Annotated in this window: 17 protein-coding genes and 1 pseudogene; 12 read left to right on the forward strand and 6 right to left on the reverse strand. The window is 68.2% G+C overall.

What is annotated here, in order from left to right; translation table 11 throughout:
* Nucleotides 1–129 precede the first annotated feature (129 nt).
* Complete coding sequence (gene piv / locus HMPREF3014_RS29270) at nt 130–1518, forward strand: protease IV (protein WP_003101348.1); 1389 nt, start codon at nt 130–132, stop codon at nt 1516–1518.
* Nucleotides 1519–1838: 320 nt separating this feature from the next.
* Here piv and HMPREF3014_RS29275 read toward each other — a convergent pair whose 3' ends face one another.
* Entirely contained in the window at nt 1839–2120 is a 282-nt protein-coding gene (locus tag HMPREF3014_RS29275; protein ID WP_003101349.1) for a peptidylprolyl isomerase, read from the reverse strand.
* 142 nt (nt 2121–2262) lie between these two features.
* Here HMPREF3014_RS29275 and HMPREF3014_RS29280 point away from each other — a divergent pair, with 142 nt between their 5' ends.
* The 3 genes from HMPREF3014_RS29280 to HMPREF3014_RS29290 all read left to right on the forward strand — a co-directional run bounded on the left by HMPREF3014_RS29280 (nt 2263) and on the right by HMPREF3014_RS29290 (nt 5039).
* Nucleotides 2263–2664, forward strand: coding sequence for a GFA family protein (locus HMPREF3014_RS29280; protein ID WP_023086944.1), 402 nt, complete (start codon nt 2263–2265; stop codon nt 2662–2664).
* Nucleotides 2665–2763: 99 nt separating this feature from the next.
* A complete protein-coding gene (eftM, locus tag HMPREF3014_RS29285; RefSeq protein WP_003101353.1) occupies nt 2764–3507 on the forward strand; it encodes a class I SAM-dependent methyltransferase EftM in 744 nt (247 codons plus the stop codon).
* 236 nt (nt 3508–3743) lie between these two features.
* Nucleotides 3744–5039: an OprD family porin gene (locus tag HMPREF3014_RS29290; RefSeq protein WP_003454365.1), complete on the forward strand. Its 1296-nt coding sequence runs from the start codon at nt 3744–3746 to the stop codon at nt 5037–5039.
* 42 nt (nt 5040–5081) lie between these two features.
* Here HMPREF3014_RS29290 and HMPREF3014_RS29295 read toward each other — a convergent pair whose 3' ends face one another.
* A complete protein-coding gene (locus HMPREF3014_RS29295) occupies nt 5082–6725 on the reverse strand; it encodes an acetolactate synthase large subunit (protein WP_003101357.1) in 1644 nt (547 codons plus the stop codon).
* 300 nt (nt 6726–7025) lie between these two features.
* Here HMPREF3014_RS29295 and HMPREF3014_RS29300 point away from each other — a divergent pair, with 300 nt between their 5' ends.
* Together HMPREF3014_RS29300 and HMPREF3014_RS29305 are read left to right on the forward strand one after the other, a co-directional pair.
* A complete protein-coding gene (locus tag HMPREF3014_RS29300) occupies nt 7026–7745 on the forward strand; it encodes a B3/B4 domain-containing protein (protein ID WP_016562283.1) in 720 nt (239 codons plus the stop codon).
* A 27-nt stretch (nt 7746–7772) separates the two neighbouring features.
* Nucleotides 7773–8411, forward strand: coding sequence for an FMN-binding negative transcriptional regulator (locus HMPREF3014_RS29305; RefSeq protein WP_003101360.1), 639 nt, complete (start codon nt 7773–7775; stop codon nt 8409–8411).
* A gap of 3 nt (nt 8412–8414) precedes the next feature.
* On the opposite strand, the gene HMPREF3014_RS29310 is transcribed toward HMPREF3014_RS29305, so the two are convergent.
* Together HMPREF3014_RS29310 and HMPREF3014_RS29315 are read right to left on the reverse strand one after the other, a co-directional pair.
* Nucleotides 8415–8882, reverse strand: a complete 468-nt coding sequence (locus HMPREF3014_RS29310) for a VOC family protein (RefSeq protein ID WP_003118992.1) — start codon at nt 8880–8882, stop codon at nt 8415–8417.
* A 25-nt stretch (nt 8883–8907) separates the two neighbouring features.
* Nucleotides 8908–9930 (reverse strand): GlxA family transcriptional regulator, encoded by a 1023-nt coding sequence (locus HMPREF3014_RS29315; RefSeq protein ID WP_003118991.1) that lies wholly within the window; start codon nt 9928–9930, stop codon nt 8908–8910.
* Between the two features lie 306 nt (nt 9931–10236).
* Here HMPREF3014_RS29315 and HMPREF3014_RS29320 point away from each other — a divergent pair, with 306 nt between their 5' ends.
* The 6 genes from HMPREF3014_RS29320 (at nt 10237) to pqsL (ending at nt 17664) form a co-directional block, all read left to right on the forward strand.
* Nucleotides 10237–10965, forward strand: a complete 729-nt coding sequence (locus HMPREF3014_RS29320) for a GntR family transcriptional regulator (RefSeq protein WP_003101372.1) — start codon at nt 10237–10239, stop codon at nt 10963–10965.
* 92 nt (nt 10966–11057) lie between these two features.
* Entirely contained in the window at nt 11058–12377 is a 1320-nt protein-coding gene (locus HMPREF3014_RS29325) for an NAD(P)/FAD-dependent oxidoreductase (protein ID WP_003454371.1), read from the forward strand.
* A gap of 135 nt (nt 12378–12512) precedes the next feature.
* Nucleotides 12513–13841 carry an MFS transporter gene (locus tag HMPREF3014_RS29330; RefSeq protein ID WP_003101374.1) on the forward strand — a complete coding sequence of 443 codons (1329 nt, stop codon included), beginning with the start codon at nt 12513–12515 and terminating at the stop codon, nt 13839–13841.
* Nucleotides 13842–13905: 64 nt separating this feature from the next.
* Nucleotides 13906–14817 (forward strand): dihydrodipicolinate synthase family protein, encoded by a 912-nt coding sequence (locus tag HMPREF3014_RS29335; protein ID WP_003144543.1) that lies wholly within the window; start codon nt 13906–13908, stop codon nt 14815–14817.
* Nucleotides 14810–16300, forward strand: coding sequence for an aldehyde dehydrogenase (locus tag HMPREF3014_RS29340; protein WP_003101377.1), 1491 nt, complete (start codon nt 14810–14812; stop codon nt 16298–16300). Before HMPREF3014_RS29335 ends, HMPREF3014_RS29340 begins: the two co-directional genes overlap by 8 nt.
* Before the next feature lie 167 nt (nt 16301–16467).
* Nucleotides 16468–17664, forward strand: coding sequence for an FAD-dependent monooxygenase PqsL (gene pqsL, locus HMPREF3014_RS29345; protein ID WP_003101379.1), 1197 nt, complete (start codon nt 16468–16470; stop codon nt 17662–17664).
* Between the two features lie 40 nt (nt 17665–17704).
* On the opposite strand, the gene HMPREF3014_RS29350 is transcribed toward pqsL, so the two are convergent.
* Together HMPREF3014_RS29350 and HMPREF3014_RS29355 are read right to left on the reverse strand one after the other, a co-directional pair.
* The gene (locus tag HMPREF3014_RS29350) at nt 17705–18709 is read right to left on the reverse strand and encodes an isopenicillin N synthase family dioxygenase (protein WP_023086943.1); all 1005 of its coding nucleotides are present in this window, start codon (nt 18707–18709) and stop codon (nt 17705–17707) included.
* An 8-nt stretch (nt 18710–18717) separates the two neighbouring features.
* Nucleotides 18718–19032: pseudogene (locus HMPREF3014_RS29355) on the reverse strand (amino acid ABC transporter ATP-binding protein); the annotation flags it as partial.

Here is a 19032-nt window from a genome sequence, read left to right on the forward strand (position 1 = left end):
TTCTTCATATTTAATAGCTAGCAGAAACGAATATAAAAAATATTTGAACGACTCCGTCACACCTGCATATCTTTCGCCACGCGAACGATTGAGGAAGTTGCCCTCCCAAAAAACTGAAGGAGTCGATTCATGCATAAGAGAACGTACCTGAATGCATGCCTGGTTCTGGCGTTGGCTGCCGGCGCGAGCCAGGCCTTGGCGGCGCCCGGTGCGAGCGAGATGGCTGGCGACGTCGCCGTGCTCCAGGCCTCCCCGGCGAGCACCGGTCACGCCCGCTTCGCCAACCCCAACGCGGCGATCTCGGCGGCCGGCATCCACTTCGCCGCGCCCCCCGCCCGCCGCGTGGCCCGCGCCGCGCCGCTGGCGCCGAAACCGGGTACGCCGCTGCAAGTGGGCGTGGGCCTGAAAACGGCGACTCCGGAAATCGACCTGACAACCCTCGAATGGATCGACACTCCGGACGGGCGCCACACCGCGCGCTTCCCGATCAGCGCTGCGGGTGCCGCCAGCCTGCGCGCCGCGATTCGCCTGGAAACCCGCAGCGGCTCGCTGCCCGACGACGTGCTGCTGCACTTCGCCGGCGCCGGCAAGGAAATATTCGAGGCCAGCGGCAAGGACCTCTCGGTCAACCGTCCCTACTGGAGCCCGGTCATCGAGGGCGATACCCTGACCGTCGAACTGGTGCTGCCGGCCAACCTGCAACCGGGCGACCTGCGCCTGTCGGTACCCCAGGTATCGTATTTCGCCGACTCCCTGTACAAGGCCGGCTACCGCGACGGCTTCGGCGCCAGCGGCAGCTGCGAGGTGGATGCGGTCTGCGCGACCCAGAGCGGCACACGGGCCTACGACAACGCCACCGCAGCGGTGGCGAAGATGGTCTTCACCAGCTCGGCGGACGGCGGCAGCTACATCTGCACCGGCACCCTGCTGAACAACGGCAACTCGCCCAAGCGCCAGTTGTTCTGGTCGGCCGCGCACTGCATCGAGGACCAGGCCACCGCCGCGACGCTGCAGACCATCTGGTTCTACAACACCACCCAGTGCTACGGCGACGCCTCGACCATCAACCAGAGCGTCACCGTGCTGACCGGCGGGGCGAATATCCTGCACCGCGACGCGAAGCGCGACACCCTGCTGCTGGAACTCAAGCGCACTCCGCCGGCCGGCGTGTTCTACCAGGGCTGGAGCGCCACGCCGATCGCCAACGGCTCGCTCGGCCATGACATCCACCATCCGCGCGGCGACGCCAAGAAGTACTCGCAGGGCAACGTCTCGGCAGTGGGCGTCACCTACGACGGGCATACCGCCCTGACCCGCGTCGACTGGCCGTCGGCGGTGGTCGAAGGCGGCTCGTCCGGCTCGGGCCTGCTGACCGTCGCCGGCGACGGCTCCTACCAGCTGCGCGGTGGCCTGTACGGCGGCCCCTCGTACTGCGGCGCGCCCACCTCACAGCGCAATGACTACTTCTCCGATTTCAGCGGCGTCTATTCGCAGATCTCCCGCTACTTCGCGCCCTGAGGCCAGCCAGGCTATCGATCGCGCACCGGCGGATAACCGCGCAGCGGTTATTCGCCCTACGCCTGGATCGGCGCGTGAAAGTGCAGCTTCTTTCATCGGTCCGGAACAGGTGCCAACGGCGTTATCCGCCGTTTACCCCGCGCAGCGGTTATTCGCCCCACATCCGGATTGGCGCGTGAAAGTGCGGCTTCCTTCATCGGTCCGGGACAGGTAGGGCGCATAACGCCAACGGCGTTATCCGCCGTCTATCCCGCGCAGCGGTTATTCGCCCCACGCCTGGATCGGCGCGTGGAAGAGGGGCGTTATGCGCCGCCGTGCGTTCAGTCCTGGCGGCTGGTGACTTCCAGCAGGTGGTAGCCGAACTGGGTCTTCACCGGCCCCTGGACCACGTTCAGCGGCGCGCTGAAGACCACCTGGTCGAACTCGCGGACCATCTGGCCGGGGCCGAACGAGCCCAGGTTGCCGCCGTCGCGGCCGGAGGGGCAGGAGGAATGCTCGCGGGCGACTTCGGCGAAGTCGGCACCGCCTTCGATGGCGGTCTTCAGTTCGTTGCACTTGGCTTCGCTGGAAACCAGGATGTGGCGGGCAGTGGCTCGGGCCATGGGGAAATACTCCTAGGGTGAAACGGCAGAGCCTAGCAGACATCGACGCCCGCACCGACAGCCCGCGACCGGAGGAGGCGCTCGACAAGCGTGGCGAGGGCTGCTTGACTCGCCGCCTTTGCGAATCCGGGAACGCCCTCCGATGAGCCAGACCTTCCACGGCAGTTGCCTGTGCGGCGCGCTGCACTACCGACTGTCCTCGCCCCCGCACGCACTCTCTCACTGCCACTGCGGCCAGTGTCGCAAGGCCCATGGCGCGGCATTCGCCAGCTATGGCAGCGTCCCCGTCGCGGACCTGCACATCGACCGCGGCGCCGACCTGCTCGCCGCGTTCCGCTCCTCACCCGCCGTGCTCCGGCGCTTCTGCTCGCGCTGCGGCTCGCCGCTGTTCTGGTCGAGGAGCGAAGGCGAGTTCGCCGACTGGGTATCGGTCGCCCTCGGCAGCCTGGACACGCCCTTCCCGGCGGCGAAACAGAAGCATGTCCAGGTCGCATCGATGGCCTGCTGGTGCAGGATCGCCGACGACTGGCCGCGTTTCGACTGAAGTCCGCCCGCGATCCGCCGGCCGGTGCCTGTTTTTTCGCCGGCAAGGCCCGGGCCTGGGGTACCATGCCGCGCCCTTCGCCGCCGGTCCTTGCCGCCCATGTCCGCCACCGCGCTGTACACCGACCTGTCCCACTATTACGACCTGATGTGCGCCGACATCGACTACCAGGCGCAGAGCCACTGCGTGCGTCGCCTGCACCAGTTGTTCGGCAACCAGGGCCGGCGGCACCTGGACCTGGCCTGCGGTACCGGCCCTCACGTGCGGCACTTCCTCGATTTCGGCTATCGCAGCGCCGGCCTGGACATCAACCAGCCGATGCTCGACCTCGCCCGACAGCGCTGCCCCGAAGCGCACTTCAGCCGGCAGGACATGGCCGGCTTCCAGGTGGACGAGCCGCTGGACCTGATCACCTGTTTCCTCTATTCGATCCACTACAACGCAGGGCTGGAGCGCTTGCGCGCATGCCTGGCCAGCGTGCATGGCGCACTGGCGGATGGCGGCGTGTTCTGTTTCAACACGGTGGACAAGGGGCAGATCGACAATCGCGCGTTCGTCCGCCATTCCGTGGAGCATCGAGGCAGCCGCTTCACCTTCGGTTCCGGCTGGTACTACAGCGGCGAGGGCGAGCGCCAGGCGCTGCGCCTCGGTATCGAGAAAACCACGGACGGAACGACCCAGACCTGGGAGGACGAACACCCCATGGTCGCCCTCGGCTTCGCCGAGCTGCAGCACCTGTTGCAGACGCATTTCGAGGTGCAGGTCTTCGAACACGACTACGAACGGATCACGCCCTGGGCCGGCAGCTCCGGGAATGCCCTGTTCGTCTGCGTGAAGCGCTAGCCTCCGGATATCCTGGCGCAAACGTGACGATCAGGCTGGCACGGGCGGGGCAGCGTTTCACAGGGGGCTGCGGAGGATTCTTCGTCGCTTTCGGCACGCTGCGTCCGACCCGCTAGAGGCCTGCCTGGCCGACGATCCGTGCGCGCCTTCTCGGCTAGACCAAGGTCGCAAAGACCCCGCCGGCCATCTGTGACACCTTCGCGCGCTTTTTTACCCCCGCTGTCGAGAGTCACCGCATGTCCTCCCCGTTTTCCCCCCGTTCGCCCCGCACCCTTCGCGGCCTGGGCGCCCTCGCCCTGTGCGGCGGATTCGTCGCCCCGGCCCCTGCCGCCTTCCTCGAGGACGGCAGCGCGCGCCTGGAAGCGCGCACCGTCTACTTCAACCGCGACTTCCGCGACGGCAGCTCGGCCAACCCGCAGGGCGCCTCCAAGCGCGAGGAAGCCGCGCAGGGCTTCATCCTCGACCTGCGCTCGGGCTATACCGAGGGCGCGCTGGGCTTCGGCGTGGATACCCTGGCGATGCTCGGGATCAAGCTCGACTCCAGCCCCGCGGACAGCAACAGCGGCCTGCTGCCTTCCAGCGGCCACGATCCGCGTCGCTCGGTCGACGAGTACGCCAAGGCCGGCGTTGCCGGCAAGATGCGCTTCTCGCAGACACAGTTCAGGTACGGGGCGATGCTGCCGGACATGCCGTTGCTGAAATACAACGACGGACGCCTGCTGCCGACCCTGTTCCACGGCGCCCAGCTGACCAGCGAGGAGATCGCCGGGCTCAGGTTCTCCGCCACCCGCCTGGAGCGCTACACCGCGCGGGACTCCAGCGACGCCCAGGACATCCGCCTGCACTGCAAGAACAAACGCTACGCCTGCGACACCACCGGCAACCGCTTCGACGCCTACCAACTCGACTACCAGGTCAACGACGGCCTGCTGCTGCAATACGCCCAGGGCGGCCTGCGCAACGTCTATCGCCAGCGCTACCTCGGTGCCGTGGGCAAGCGGCAGGTCGGCGCCGGCAAGCTGAGCGCCGACCTGCGCTGGTTCGACAGCGAGGACGCCGGCGCGGCCCGCGCCGGCAAGATCGACAACCGCGCCCTCAGCCTGCTGCTCGCCTACGCCCAGGGCGGCCACACGCTCAGCGCCGGCTGGCAGCGGATGAACGGCGCCAGCTCGATGCCCTACCTCGACGGCAGCAATCCGTACCTGGCCAACTACCTGCAGGTGAACGACTTCGCCAACCCCGAGGAACGCTCCTGGCAACTGCGCTACGACTTCGACCTGCGCAGCGTCGGCGTGCCCGGCCTGAGCTTCATGACCCGCTACGTCAACGGCGACCATATCCGCCTGGCCAACGGCGACGAGGGCAAGGAATGGGAGCGCGACATCGAGCTGAAGTACATCGTGCAGAGCGGCCGCTTCAAGGACCTCAGCCTGCGCCTGCGCAACGCCACCTACCGCACCGACTTCGAGCGCTCGGCGCGCGACGTGGACGAGGTGCGCCTGATCGCCAGCTACAACCTGTCGCTGTTCTGAGCCGTCGCGCCGGAACGCACGCCGGCGCGACGCTCCGGCGGTTCAGACCGCCAGGGCGCGTTCGCGCAGCTCGACGTTGAGGATGCGGTCGTTCTCCGAGTAATCCACCGGGCAATCGATCACATGCACCCCGGGCGTGCCCAGGCAGCGCTCCAGCAGCGGCAGGAAGCCCTCGGCACTGTCGACCCGGTGGCCGTGGGCGCCGTAGGCCTCGGCGTAGTGCACGAAGTCCGGGTTGCCGTAGTCCAGCCCGAAGTCGGCGAAGCCCATGTTCGATTGCTTCCAGCGGATCATCCCGTAGCCGTTGTCGCGCAGGATGATCACCGTCAGGTTCATCTTCAGCCGCACCGCGGTTTCCAGTTCCTGGCTGTTCATCATGAAGCCGCCATCGCCGCACACCGCGACGATCGGCCGGTCCGGGTAGACCAGGTGCGCGGCCATCGCCGAGGGCAGGCCGGCGCCCATGGTGGCGAGGGCGTTGTCCAGCAGCACGGTGTTGGGCATGTGTGCCTTGTAGTTGCGGGCGAACCAGATCTTGTACATGCCGTTGTCCAGGGCGACGATGCCCTGCGACGGCAACGCCCGGCGCACGTCGGCCACCAGGCGCTGCGGATAGAGCGGGAAGCGCGGGTCGTCGGCGCCTTCGGCGACCTGCGCCTCGTTGGCCTCGCGAATCGCCAGCAGGCGGGTGAAGTCCCAGTGCGCGGTATCGTCCAGCGCCTCGCCGATCTGCCAGATGGCGTTGGCGATGTCGCCCACCACTTCGATCTGCGGGAAATACACCGGGTCCACCTCGGCGGAACGGAAGTTCACGTGGATCACCTCGGTACCGCCGCGAACCATGAAGAACGGCGGCTTCTCGATCACGTCGTGGCCGACGTTGACGATCAGGTCGGCCGCCTCCACCGCGCGATGCACGAAGTCGCCGGCGGACAGCGCGGCGTTGCCGAGGAAGCGCGGGTGACGCTCGTCGACCACGCCCTTGCCCATCTGGGTGGTGACGAAGGGAATGCCGGTCTTGTCGATCAGTTGCTTGAGGACCTTGGCGGTCATCTTGCGGTTGGCCCCGGCGCCGATCACCAGGATCGGGCTGCGCGCGGCGCGCAGCTTCTCCACCGCGGCGCAGATCGCCTTGTATTCCGCCAGCGGCCGGCGGCTCAGGCTCGGCGGGATGGGCAGGCTGTCGGTCTGCTCGGCGGCGATGTCCTCCGGCAGCTCCAGGTGCACCGCGCCGGGCTTCTCTTCCTCGGCCAGGCGGAACGCCTCGCGGACCCGCGAGGGAATGTTGTCGGCGGAGGCCAGTTGGTGGGTGTACTTGGTCAGCGGCTGCATCATGCCGACCACGTCGAGGATCTGGAAGCGGCCCTGCTTGGACTTCTTGATCGGCTTCTGCCCGGTGATCATCAGCATCGGCATGCCGCCCAGGTAGGCGTAGGCGCCGGCGGTGACCAGGTTGGTGGCGCCCGGGCCGAGGGTCGACAGGCTGACCCCGGTCTTGCCGGTGAGGCGCCCGTAGGTGGCGGCCATGAAGCCGGCCGATTGTTCGTGGCGGGTGAGCACCAGCCGGATCTGCGACTTGCGCAGGGACTCCAGCAGGTCGAGATTCTCCTCGCCGGGAATTCCGAAGACGTACTGCACGCCCTCGTTTTCCAGGCATTGCACAACCACATCGGCTGCCTTGGCCATCTGCGTTCTACCTCGGGTGGTGGCGGTTCTGACCGCTCGAACACTGCGCCCCTCGCGTCTCGCTGTCCAGCCCCTCCCGGCCGGCGGAAGGCTCTGGCGCCGGCTTCGCCGGCAAGCGAACGCCGCTCCCGCCATTAGCGCAGCTGAACCCGACCACCCGATCATCAGCACAGCTAATAATTCATTCGCTGATTTCATGGTGAGGGCGGAGCCCGGATGGTAAAAATCCACCTACCGCTTTACGCGCCGGCCAAGCCGAATGCCCCGCCCCCTCCATCTCACCGAACCCTGAAGACGACCATGCCCGAGCACGCCCCGATCCTCCCCGTCATCGCCGCCGAGGTGGCCGCCCTCGCCCCCGGTTTCCGCGCCCTGAGCCTCACCGTCGAGGCGGCGCCGATCGTTCGTCCGGAAATCGCCGACCGCGCCGTAGAGCGCGCCTGCCAGGCGCTGGCGCGTGGCGAACCGGACTGGGCCGAGGCGCACCTGGCAGCCTGGGCCGAGGCGTTCCGCCGCTTCGGCGCCAAGCCGCAGCGCACCCCCTGCTCCGCCGAAGCCCTGCGCAAGCGTGCGCTGCGCGACGGTGGGCTGCCGAGCATCGACCCGGTGGTGGACCTGTACAACGCCATCAGCGTGCAATTCGCCATTCCGGTAGGCGGCGAGAACCTCGCCGCCTATGCCGGCACGCCGCGCCTGGTGGTCGCCGACGGCAGCGAGACCTTCGACACCCTGAAGAACGGCGAGGCGGTCGACGAATCCCCCGACCCCGGCGAGGTGGTCTGGCGCGACGACCTCGGCGTCACCTGCCGCCGCTGGAACTGGCGCCAGGGCGTGCGCACCCGCCTGGACGCCAGCGCCCAGCGCATGTGGTTCATCCTCGAGAGCCTGCCGGAAATGCCGCTGGCGGCCCTGCACGAAGCGGGCGGCCTGCTGCTCGACGAATTGCGCCTGATGATGCCCGGCATGCGCGCCGACTCGCACCTGCTGTGCGTGGCGACGGAACCCACCGACAGCGTATAAGGGCCGAGTCCCCGAGGAGAACAGAACATGTACCTGCCTTCGCATTTCGAAGAGTCCGACCCGCAGGCGCTGCACGCGCTGATCCGGGACTATCCGCTGGGCCTGCTGGTCAGCCACGGCGAAGCGGGCCTGGACGCCAACCACCTGCCGTTCGAGCTGAGCCCGGAGAAGGGCGCGCAAGGCACCCTGGAAGCCCATGTCGCGCGCAACAACCCGGTTTGGAGCGAGCTGCGCGACGGCGACGAGGTGCTGGTGGTGTTCCGCGCCGGCGATGCCTACATCTCGCCGCAGTGGTACCCGAGCAAGCAGGAGCACCACCGCCAGGTGCCGACCTGGAACTACCGGGTGGTCCACGCCCACGGCCGGGTGCGGATCCGCGACGACGAACGCTATGTGCGCGGACTGGTGGCGCGCCTGACCCGCACCCACGAGGCGACCCAGGAAACGCCCTGGAAAATGACCGACGGCCCCGCCGACTACATCGACGAGATGCTCCGGCTGATCGTCGGCATCGAAATCGAGATCACCCGCCTGGTCGGCAAGTTCAAGCTCAGCCAGAACAAGGAAGCCCGCGATATCCGCGGCGCCAGCGCAGCGCTGCTGGCCCGCGGCGAACAGGCGATCGGCGCGGCCATGGACGATTGCGCCGCCCGGCGCGACGGCTGAGGTTCAGGCCTCGCCCGGCTGCGGCCGGTGGTGGACGAACTCGACCACCGTGCCGTCCGGCAGCAGCGCATTGAAGCAGGCGCCGGTGGGCGCGCGCGCCGGCCCGAAGATGATCTGCGCGCCGGCAGCCAGCAACCGCCGGTGATAGGGCTCGATGTCGTCCACCAGCAGGGTGCCAGTGGTGCTGCGGAACGGCGCCAGCGCCTCGTCGCTGCCCTCCAGCAGGAGGAAGGCGCCGACCGCGGCGAGTGTCAGGCGTTTCTCGGGAAAGTCGAAGCGCATGTCGTGGGCGACGCCCTGCAGGTCTTCGTAGAAAGCGATGGCCGCATCGATGCTGCCCGGTTCCAGGTAGACACGGATGAACACCCGCGGCTCGGCGAAACCGGACGAGTCGTTGACGCGACGCCAGAGAAAAGGCTGGGACATGGCGCAGGACCTCCGCAGGCCAGGGCGAAAGGTCCGTTCTAGCATGCCGGCCGCGTCCGGCGAAACGCCCTCATTTCGTCGAGCGGACGTTGCCGTAGCGCACTTCTTTCGACGGTGGGTAGCCGTAGAAGGCGGTGTAGCACTTGCTGAAGTGGCTGGGCGAGACGAAGCCGCAGGCGACCAGGACCTCCAGCATGGTCAGGTCGGAATGTTGCAGCAGGCGCCGGCACTCGGTGATCCGCAACTCCAGGTAGTAGCGCACCGGCGTGGTTCCGAGCTGCTGCTGGAACAATCGCTCGATCTGCCGCCGCGAGCGCCCCACGTAGTGGGCGAGCTGCTCCTGGCTGAGCGGTTCCTCGATATTCGCCGCCATCAGGTTGATCACTTCGCGCAGCGGCTCGCTCATCTTCTCGTGCAGGGCGGGGCGCACCCGCCGGTAGCGCGACTCCTCGAAGGCGAGGATATCCACCACCGCCTCCACCAGGTCGCGCCCGTGGCGCCGGGCGATCCACTCCAGCGCCAGGTTGAAGGCGCCGGTGGGGCTGGCCGCGGTCAGGCGGTCGCGGTCGACCATATAGCTGTCGCTGGTCACCTGGCTGTTGCGGGCGATCTCGGCGAGGGCGGCGCGGTGCTCGGGATGGATGCAGCAGCGGTAGCCATCCAGCAGGCCGGCGTCGCCGAGGAACCAGGCACCGTTCCACAGCCCGGCCAGGGCGACGCCGCGCGACGCCACGTCCTGCAACGCTTCCCGCAGCGCGGCGGACGAGCGCAGGGGCGTGCGCAAACCGCCGCAGACCACCAGCAGGTCGAGTCCTTGCAACGCCGCCGAGGCGAGCGCCAGGTCCGGGCAGATCAGCAACCCGAGGTCGCTGGTCACCGGCTCGCCGCTCAGGCTGAAGTTGCTCACCGCGAAGGACTCGCTGCGGATCAGGTTGGCGGTCACCAGGGTGTCCAGCGCCTGGGTGAAGGCCGGCAGGGAAAAGTGTTCGAGCAGCAGGAAGCCCACCCGCGCCCGTGCCGAGCCCCCCTCCCCGGCCCCGGTGAACCTGAGGTTCTGCCCTTGCAGGGCGGCGCTGAAACGCCTTCTTTCCATCGATTCGTGCCTCTTGTTCTTCTTGTTCCCGGCCAGCGGGCCGCGACGCCTGCCGTCACGGCGAAAACCCCGGGCGCTCCATCATATGCGCAAGCCATGTGACTTGGCGCCTCCCTGGCGCGCCGGGGGAATGTGCTCAAATACGCCCTCGGGGGGCTGCCCCTTTCACACGCCACGGCGTCAGCGGAAACAGCGCGGACGAACGGTGCGGAGACGCCCCGAAAACCTGTAGACATATTGTCTAACAGAACCCTATAGTCATTATACAAACTGTAGACAAAGCCCATGACAAGTAGAAAGGCCTCCATGAAAGCCCAACCCGACGTCGACTCGAACAGCGCCGATGCCCCCTTCGACCGCAAGGCGGTGCTGGGCGATGCGCTGCGCCGGCGGATCCTGAGCATGGAACTGGCGCCCGGCGCGGTCGTCGACGAACTCGCCCTGTGCGACGAGTTCGGCCTCTCGCGCCCGCCGGTGCGCGAACTGCTGCGGCAGATCGCCGCCGAGGGCTACATCGAACTGGAAGCCAACCGTGCGCCGCGCGTCGCGGCCATGAGCCACGACTCGCTGCACGCCTTCTTTCTCGCCGCGCCGCTGATCTACATCGCCACCACGCAACTGGCGGCCACCCATGCCAGCGAAGCGGAGATCGAGACGCTCAAGGCGATCCAGGAAGATTTCCGCAAGGCCATCGAAGAGAAGCATGTGGAAAACCGCGTCATCCACAACGACGCCTTCCACCTGGAGATCGGCAGGATGGCCCACAACGACTACCTCATGCCGAGCCTGCGCCGCTTGCTGATCGACCATGCGCGGCTGGGCAAGATCTTCTACCGCCATCCGACCACCGACGACATGCAACGCGACCTGGAACTCGCCTGCGACCAGCACGACCAGATCGTCGATGCCATCCAGCGGCGCGATCCGGATGCGGCGGCGGACATCGTCCGTGCGCATTTCGAGCTGTCGCGCCGGCGCATGGCCGAGTACGCGGCACCGGCCGGAGTGGAGGTGGCGCTGGTCTACGAGGGTTAGCGAGCCCCCGCGCCACGGCCCCGCCCGAGAAGCGGAGGCGGTCACGCAGGGGATGGTTACCGGGTTCCAATAACAAGAGTCAGGTCCCTGCGATGACGAAAGTAACCCACCTTCCGGCCGACGACCGTTCCTGCGGCTGGTATCACCTCAGCCCGCCGCGGCGGCCGAAGCCGGCCCACTACGGCAGGAGCGCCGCCCGTTGGGTGGTGGTCGGCGCCGGCTTCACCGGCCTCGCCGCCGCGCGCCAGCTGGCGCTGCATTTTCCCGACGAGGAGATCGTCCTGGTCGAGGCCCAGGAAGTCGGCTTCGGTACCGCCGGGCGCAACGCCGGCTTCGCCATCGACCTGCCCCACGACATCGGCGCCGACGACTACATCGGCGACATAGCGACCGCCCGGATCGGCCTGAAGCTCAATCTCGCCGGCCAGTCGCTGCTCCGCGAACAGGTGCAGCGCCATGCCATCGACTGCCAGATGAAGGCCTGCGGCAAGTACCAGGCGGCCGTCGAGGCGCGCGGCGTGGCTGTGCTCGACGCCTACCGGCGCGGCCTCGATCGGCTCGGCCAGGCCTACGAGGTGATCGAGGCGGACGACCTCCCGGGACACATCGGCACCGCTTTCTATCGCAAGGCCCTGTTCACCCCCGGTACCCTGCTGGTGCAGCCCTCGGCCCTGGTCAAGGGCCTGGCCGACAGCCTGCCGGGCAACGTCAGCCTCTACGAACACACACCGATCACCGCCGTGGAATATGGCGACAGGACCCTGCTGAGCCATCCCCACGGCAGCATCCTGGCCGACCGCCTGGTCCTCGCCAACAACGCCTTCGGCATGAGCTTCGGCTTCCTCCAGGGGCGGATGCTGCCGATCTTCACCTACGCCAGCCTGACCCGGCCGCTCGATGCCGAGGAGCAGGCCCGCCTCGGCGGGTGCCCCTACTGGGGCCTGATCCCGGCCGACCCTTACGGCACCACGGTGAGGCGTACCCCGGACAACCGCCTGCTGATCCGCAACAGCTTCAGCTTCAACCCTGACGGACGCAGCGCCGGGAAGTACCTTGAGCGCTTCGCCGTACGCCATCGCGCCTCGTTCCGCCAGCGCTTCCCGATGCTCCCGGAAGTCGGCTTCGACTACACCTGGGGCGGCTCGCTGGCGCTGTCGAGGAACCACATGGGGCACTTCGGCGAGCTGGCGCCCAACGTCTATGGCGCCCTGTGCTGCAACGGCCTGGGGGTAACCCGCGGGACCGTCACCGGGAAGCTGCTGGCCGACTGGCTGGCGGGCGAACGCAACGAGCTGATCGACTTCCTGCTGCGCGCGCCCGGTCCCAGCGGCAATCCACCCGAACCACTCCTTTCCCTTGGCGTGAACCTCAACCTGAGGTGGGGGCAGTATCGAGCAGGTAGAGAAAGCTAGGCATCCCTAGGAACGCGCCCGCGGGCGCCGACTTCGATTCAGACGGCCATTGAAGACCGGAGCTGGAGAGCGTTCCAGCCTCGCGGATTCGCTCGGCCCGAATTCACCGGCAGCGGTTAGAACCAGGAGACAATAATGACAAATCCTACGACCTCGATCGAAGACGTACCCCTCAACGCCTTCCACCGGCTGTTGACCCTGCGCTCCGGCGGCGGCTCCTTCGTCGACGGCTACGTGCTGAGCATCATCGGCGTGGCGATGCTGCAGATGACCGCGGCATTGCAACTGAGCAGTTTCTGGCAGGGCATGATCGCCGCCTCGGCGCTGGTCGGCATCTTCTTCGGCGGTTTCCTCGGCGGCTGGCTGACCGACCGCCTGGGCCGCCGCAGGCTGTTCTTCGTCGGCCCCAGCCTGTTCGTCCTCGCTTCCCTGGCGCAGTACGGGGTCGACTCGGCGGCGGCGCTGTTCGTCCTGCGCTTCCTGATCGGCGTGGCGGTGGGCATCGAGTACCCGGTCGCCACCGCCTTGCTGGTGGAGTTCCTGCCGAAGAAGTATCGCGGACCGCGCCTGGCCACCCTGACCATCCTCTGGTTCGCCGGCGCCGCCTTCGCCTACCTGGTCGGCGACCTGATCCTGCGCAGCGGCGGCGAGGACGCCTGGCGCCTGGTACTGGCCAGCACCGCGGCGATCGGTGCCGTGCTGTTCCTGCTACGCATCGGCACCCCCGAGTCGCCGCGCTGGCTGCTGAGCAAGGGCCGCGACGCGGACGCAGAGCGGGTCATCCGCCAGGTCTACGGAGAAGCCTTCTCGCTGGAGAACCTGCCCGAACAGGCGCTGGAACGGAAGGTCACCATCTGGCACCTGCTCTACGCCGGCTACGGCAAGCGCATGCTCTTCGTCACCCTGTTCTGGACCTGCTCGGTGATCCCCGTGTTCGCCGTCTACGCCTTCGCGCCCAAGGTGCTGCTGGCGCTGAACCTGAAGGGCGACTGGGCCTCCTACGGTTCGGTGGCGATCACCCTGCTGTTCGTCATCGGCTGCATCATCGCCACCCGCCTGATCAACCGCATCGGCCGGCGCTGCATGCTGCTGCACAGCTTCCTCTGGTCCGGCCTGGCGCTGCTCGGGCTGGGCGTCTTCCACGCCGGCTCGGAGGCGACCATCCTCGGCCTGTTCGGTGCCTACGCGCTGTTCATCGGCGGCGCCCAGGTGCTGCAACTGGTCTACCCGAACGAACTGTTCCCCACCGAGATCCGCGCCTTCGCGGTCGGCGTCGGCACCTCGTTATCGCGCGTCGGCGCCGCGGTGGGCACCTACCTGGTGCCGCTTTCCCTGGAAACCCTGGGTACCGCCCAGACCATGTACGCCGCCGCGCTGGTGACCCTGCTCGGGCTGCTCGTGACCTGGGCCCTGGCGCCGGAAACCCGTTCGCTGAACCTGCAGCAGGCGGCTTCGCTCACCTGAACCACCCGCCGCGGCAGCGTCCGCCGGGTGCGCCGCGGCCCAGCATCCCACAGGAGGAAACCCCGTGAAATTCGAAGGTATCTATACCCCCGCCATCACCCCGCTGAGCGCCGACGGCAGCATCGACACCCAGGCCTTCGCCGAGGTCCTGGAGTTTCTCGTCGAGTCGAAGGTGCACGGCATCGTGATCGGCGGCTCCACCGGCGAGTACTACGCGCACACCGCCGAGGAACGCCTGGCCCTCGCCGCCCACGCCAGCAAAGTCATCGCCGGGCGCCTGCCGCTGGTGGTGGGAACCGGCGCGATCCGCACCGAGGACTCGCTGGCCTACGCCGAAGCCGCCCGCGCCATCGGCGCCGACGCCATCCTGGTCGGCTCGCCGCCCTACGCGCTGCCGACCTCGCGGGAGATCGCCGAGCACGTGCTGGCGGTGGATCGCGCCGCCGGCCTGCCGATCATGCTCTACAACTATCCGGCGCGGATGGGCGTGGAGATGGACGAGGCGTTCTTCGCCGCCGTCGCCGGCTGCCGCAACATCGTCGCGATCAAGGAAAGCTCCGGCTCCACCGCGCAATTGCACCGCCTGGCCTGCCGCCACCCGCGGATCGCCTTGTCCTGCGGCTGGGACGACCAGGCCCTGGAGTTCTTCGCCTGGGGCGCGCGCAGTTGGGTCTGCGCCGGCTCCAACTTCATCCCTGGCGAACACCTCGCCCTGTACCAGGCCTGCGTGGTCGAGAACGACTTCGCCAAGGGCCGGCGCATCATGGCGGCGATGATGCCGCTGATGGACTTTCTCGAAAGCGGTCACTTCGTCCAGTCGATCAAGCACGGCTGCGAGCTGGCCGGCCTGCGCACCGGCGGCGTACGTGCGCCGCTGAAGGCGCTGGACGAGGCCGGCAAGGCGGCACTGGCGGAGATCGTCGCCAGGCTCAAGGGCGAGGTCGCGCGGATCGTCGAGGGTGGCCGCCATGACTGAGCTGCTGAGCCGGGAGGAATACGCGGCCATCGCCGCGACGCTGGACCTTCCCCAGCGCGCCTTCATCGACGGAGGGTTCCGCGATGCCTGCGGCGGCCGCACCTTCGCCTCGACCAACCCGGCCACCGGCGAGCTGCTGGCGCAGGTCGCCGCCTGCGACGCGGAGGACGTCGGGCACGCCGTGGCCAGCGCGCGGCGGGCGTTCGAGGACGGCCGCTGGCGCTCGCGCACGCCCGCCGAGCGCAAGGCGGCGCTGCTGCGCCTGGCCGAGCTGCTGGAAGAGCACCTGCTGGAACTGGCGGTGATGGAGAGCCTCGACAGCGGCAAGCCGATCCGCGAATGCCAGCACACCGACCTGCCGGAAACCATCAATACCCTGCGCTGGCATGCCGAACTGATCGACAAGATCTACGACAGCACCGCCCCGGTCGGTTCGGCGGCGCTGGCCATGGTGGTGCGCGAGCCGATCGGCGTGGTCGGCCTGGTGCTGCCGTGGAACTTCCCGCTGCTGATGCTCGCCTGGAAGATCGGCCCGGCGCTGGCGGCAGGCTGCTCCGTAGTGGTCAAGCCGGCCCCCGAGACCAGCCTGACCGCCCTGCGCGTCGCCGAACTGGCCAGCCAGGCGGGGATCCCCGCCGGGGTGTTCAACGTGGTCCCCGGCGGCGGCCGCGAGGCCGGCGAACCGCTGGGCCGCCACCCGGACGTGGCGATGGTCAGCTTCACCGGCTCCACCGCGACCGGCCGCCTGTTCCTCAAGTACGCCGCCGAGTCCAACCTCAAGCGGGTGGTACTGGAGTGCGGCGGCAAGAACCCGGCGGTGGTGATGAACGATGTCGAGGACCTCGACCTGGTGGCGCAACACGTGGTCAACGGCGCGTTCTGGAACATGGGCGAGAACTGCTCGGCGTCCTCGCGGCTGATCGTCCACGCCGAGGTCCGCGAGGCGCTGCTCGAACGCATCGGCGCGCAGCTCCGCGAGTGGCGCATGGGCGACCCGCTGGATCCGCGTAATCGCCTCGGCGCGCTGGTCAGCCCGGCGCACTTCGAGAAGGTCCGCGCGTACCTCGACCAGGCCAGGACGGAGCGGTTGGCGGTGCGCTTCGGCGGCGCCACCGAGGCTGGCATCTTCGTCGAGCCGACCGTGGTCGATGGCGTCTCGCCGCACAGCCGGCTGTTCCGCGAGGAAATCTTCGGCCCGCTGCTCTCGGTCACCTCTTTCGACGACATCGACGAAGCCATCGCCCTGGCCAACGACACCGTCTACGGCCTCGCCGCCTCGGCCTACACCGGCAGCCTGCGCCACGCACTGCGCCTGTCGCGGGAGATCCGCGCGGGGATCGTCACCGTCAACTGCTTCGGCGAGGGCGACGCCTCGACGCCCTTCGGCGGCTACAAGGAGTCAGGCTTCGGCGGTCGCGACAAGTCGGTCTGGGCACACGACCAGTACACAGAGTTGAAGACCATCTGGATCGACGCTTCCTGAAGCTGTCCGGCCCGCAAGGGCCGGCACTCCCGCCTGGCGGCGAGACCGGACAACCGGGCCGGACAGGCGACCAAGTGCAGACAACACCCATTCTGCATAACGTTCCGTCGCTATGCTGCTGCCTCCACCCTTCCCTTTTCCGCCAGGAACGACACGGAGACTCATCCATGACGGACAACCATATCGATGTACTGATCAACGGCTGCGGCATCGGCGGGGCGATGCTCGCCTACCTGCTCGGCCGCCAGGGCCACCGCGTGGTGGTAGTGGAGCAGGCACGGCGCGAACGCGCGATCAACGGCGCCGACCTGCTCAAGCCGGCCGGCATCCGGGTGGTCGAGGCGGCCGGGTTGTTGGCCGAGGTGACCCGTCGCGGTGGGCGGGTCCGCCATGAGCTGGAGGTCTATCACGACGGCGAGCTGCTTCGCTATTTCAACTATTCCAGCGTCGACGCGCGCGGCTATTTCATCCTCATGCCCTGCGAGTCGCTGCGCCGCCTGGTACTGGAAAAGATCGACGGCGAAGCGACCGTCGAGATGCTGTTCGAGACCCGCATCGAAGCGGTGCAGCGCGACGAGCGCCACGCGATCGACCAGGTGCGCCTGAACGACGGCCGCGTGCTGCGTCCGCGGGTGGTGGTGGGAGCCGACGGTATCGCCTCCTACGTGCGCCGCCGGCTGCTCGATATCGATGTGGAACGCCGCCCCTACCCGTCGCCGATGCTGGTCGGCACCTTCGCCCTGGCGCCCTGCGTGGCCGAGCGCAACCGCCTGTACGTGGACTCGCAGGGCGGGCTGGCCTACTTCTATCCGATCGGTTTCGACCGCGCGCGACTGGTGGTGAGCTTCCCCAGGGAGGAGGCGCGCGAGCTGATGGCCGACACCCGCGGCGAGTCGCTGCGCCGACGCTTGCAACGCTTCGTCGGCGACGAGAGCGCCGAGGCGATCGCCGCCGTCACCGGCACTTCGCGCTTCAAGGGCATCCCCATCGGCTACCTGAACCTGGACCGCTACTGGGCGGACAACGTGGCGATGCTCGGCGACGCCATCCACAACGTGCATCCGATCACCGGCCAGGGCATGAACCTGGCCATCGAGGACGCCAGCGCCCTGGCCGACGCCCTCGACCTGGCCTTGCGCGACGCCTGCGCGCTGGAGGATGCCCTGGCCGGCTACCAGGCCGAGCGCTTCCCGGTGAACCAGGCGATCGTCTCCTATGGCCATGCGCTGGCCACCAGCCTGGAGGATCGCCAGCGCTTCGCCGGGGTCTTCGACACCGCCCTGCAGGGCAGCAGCCGTACGCCGGAAGCCCTGGGCGGCGAGCGCTCCTACCAGCCGGTGCGGTCGCCGGCGCCGCTCGGCTGAACCCGCCAGCGCGGCCGGAGCGTAGCGTCCGGCCGCGCGCCTAGAGCAGGTCGCGGCGCAACTGCGGGAATACCTTGGCCACCTTGTTCAGCAGGTAGTCGCCGTACTCGCCGTGGAAAGCGTGGACGTTGGCCTGGTCCCAGCGACGGGCGCTGTCATCCTGTTCCGGCACCTCGGGCAGCCCTTCGATGGGCTGCACGCGGGCATGGAAGTTCGGATCGAAGAACAGCGGGAACGACAGGCGGTCGCGCCCCGAAGTGTTGCGTGCCACCCGGTGCGGCGTGCTGCGGTAGAGGCCGCCGGTCATGCGTTCGAGCATGTCTCCGAGGTTGCAGACGAACGAGCCCGGTATCGGCGGAGCCTCCAGCCAGCCCTGTGGGGTGCGCACCTGCAGGCCGCCGATGGCGTCCTGGTGGAGCAGCGTGAGCAGGCCGTAGTCGGTGTGTTCGCCGACGCCCCACTGCACGTCGAGGCCCTCCGGCACTGGCTGGCTCGGGTAATTGAACAGGCGGAAGAGGATCAGCGGATCGCCGGTATAGCGCGCGGCGAAGTAGTCGGCTTCCAGTCCCAGACCGAGGGCGATGCCCTCCATCAGCCGGTGGCCGACGCGGGTGGTTGCGTCCAGGTACTCCAGCAGCGTCTCGCGCAGGCCGGGCACCTCGGGGAACAGGTTGGCGCCATGCAGCGGCGTCCCGGCGCGCACTTCGGGATGCTCAGCGTCCAGTTCGCTGCCCAGGTACAAGCCTTCCTTCCAGTCCGGGCGGTTGGAGGTCAGTTCGCCGCCAAGAGGGAAATAGCCGCGCCAGGCGCGCCCGCCAAGCTCCATGCGCCAGCGCAGCTTGCTCGTCTCGTCGAGGGCGAAGAACTGCCGCGCCAGGCGCTCCAGGCGCTCGACCAGTTGCGCCTCGACGCCGTGCCCGACCACGTAGAAGAAGCCCTGCTCGCGGCAGGCGCGGTCGATTCGCATGGCGACCGACCGTCGCGCCGCCGGGTCGCTGCCGGCAAGGGCGGCGATATCGATGATCGGCAGACTCGGAGTGCTCATGGCGTTCCTCACAGGGGTTGGGCGAAGGGGGTGCGGATGTCGGCGAGGAACTTCCGCGCACGCGGGTGCTGCGGGCGGTTGAAGAAATCGTCGGGGCTGGCGCGCTCCAGCACCCGGCCGGCGTCCATGAACAGCACGCGGTCGGCGACGTCGTGGGCGAAGCCCATCTCATGCGTTACCACCACCATGGTCATGCCGTCGCGGGCCAGGTCGCGCATCACCAGCAGCACCTCGCCGACCATCTCCGGGTCGAGGGCGCTGGTCGGTTCGTCGAACAGCATCAGCGGCGGCTCCATCGCCAGCGCGCGGGCGATCGCCACGCG

Origin of the sequence: Pseudomonas sp. HMSC065H01 (assembly GCF_001815235.1) — a bacterium.
GTDB classification, from domain to species: Bacteria; Pseudomonadota; Gammaproteobacteria; order Pseudomonadales; family Pseudomonadaceae; genus Pseudomonas; species Pseudomonas aeruginosa.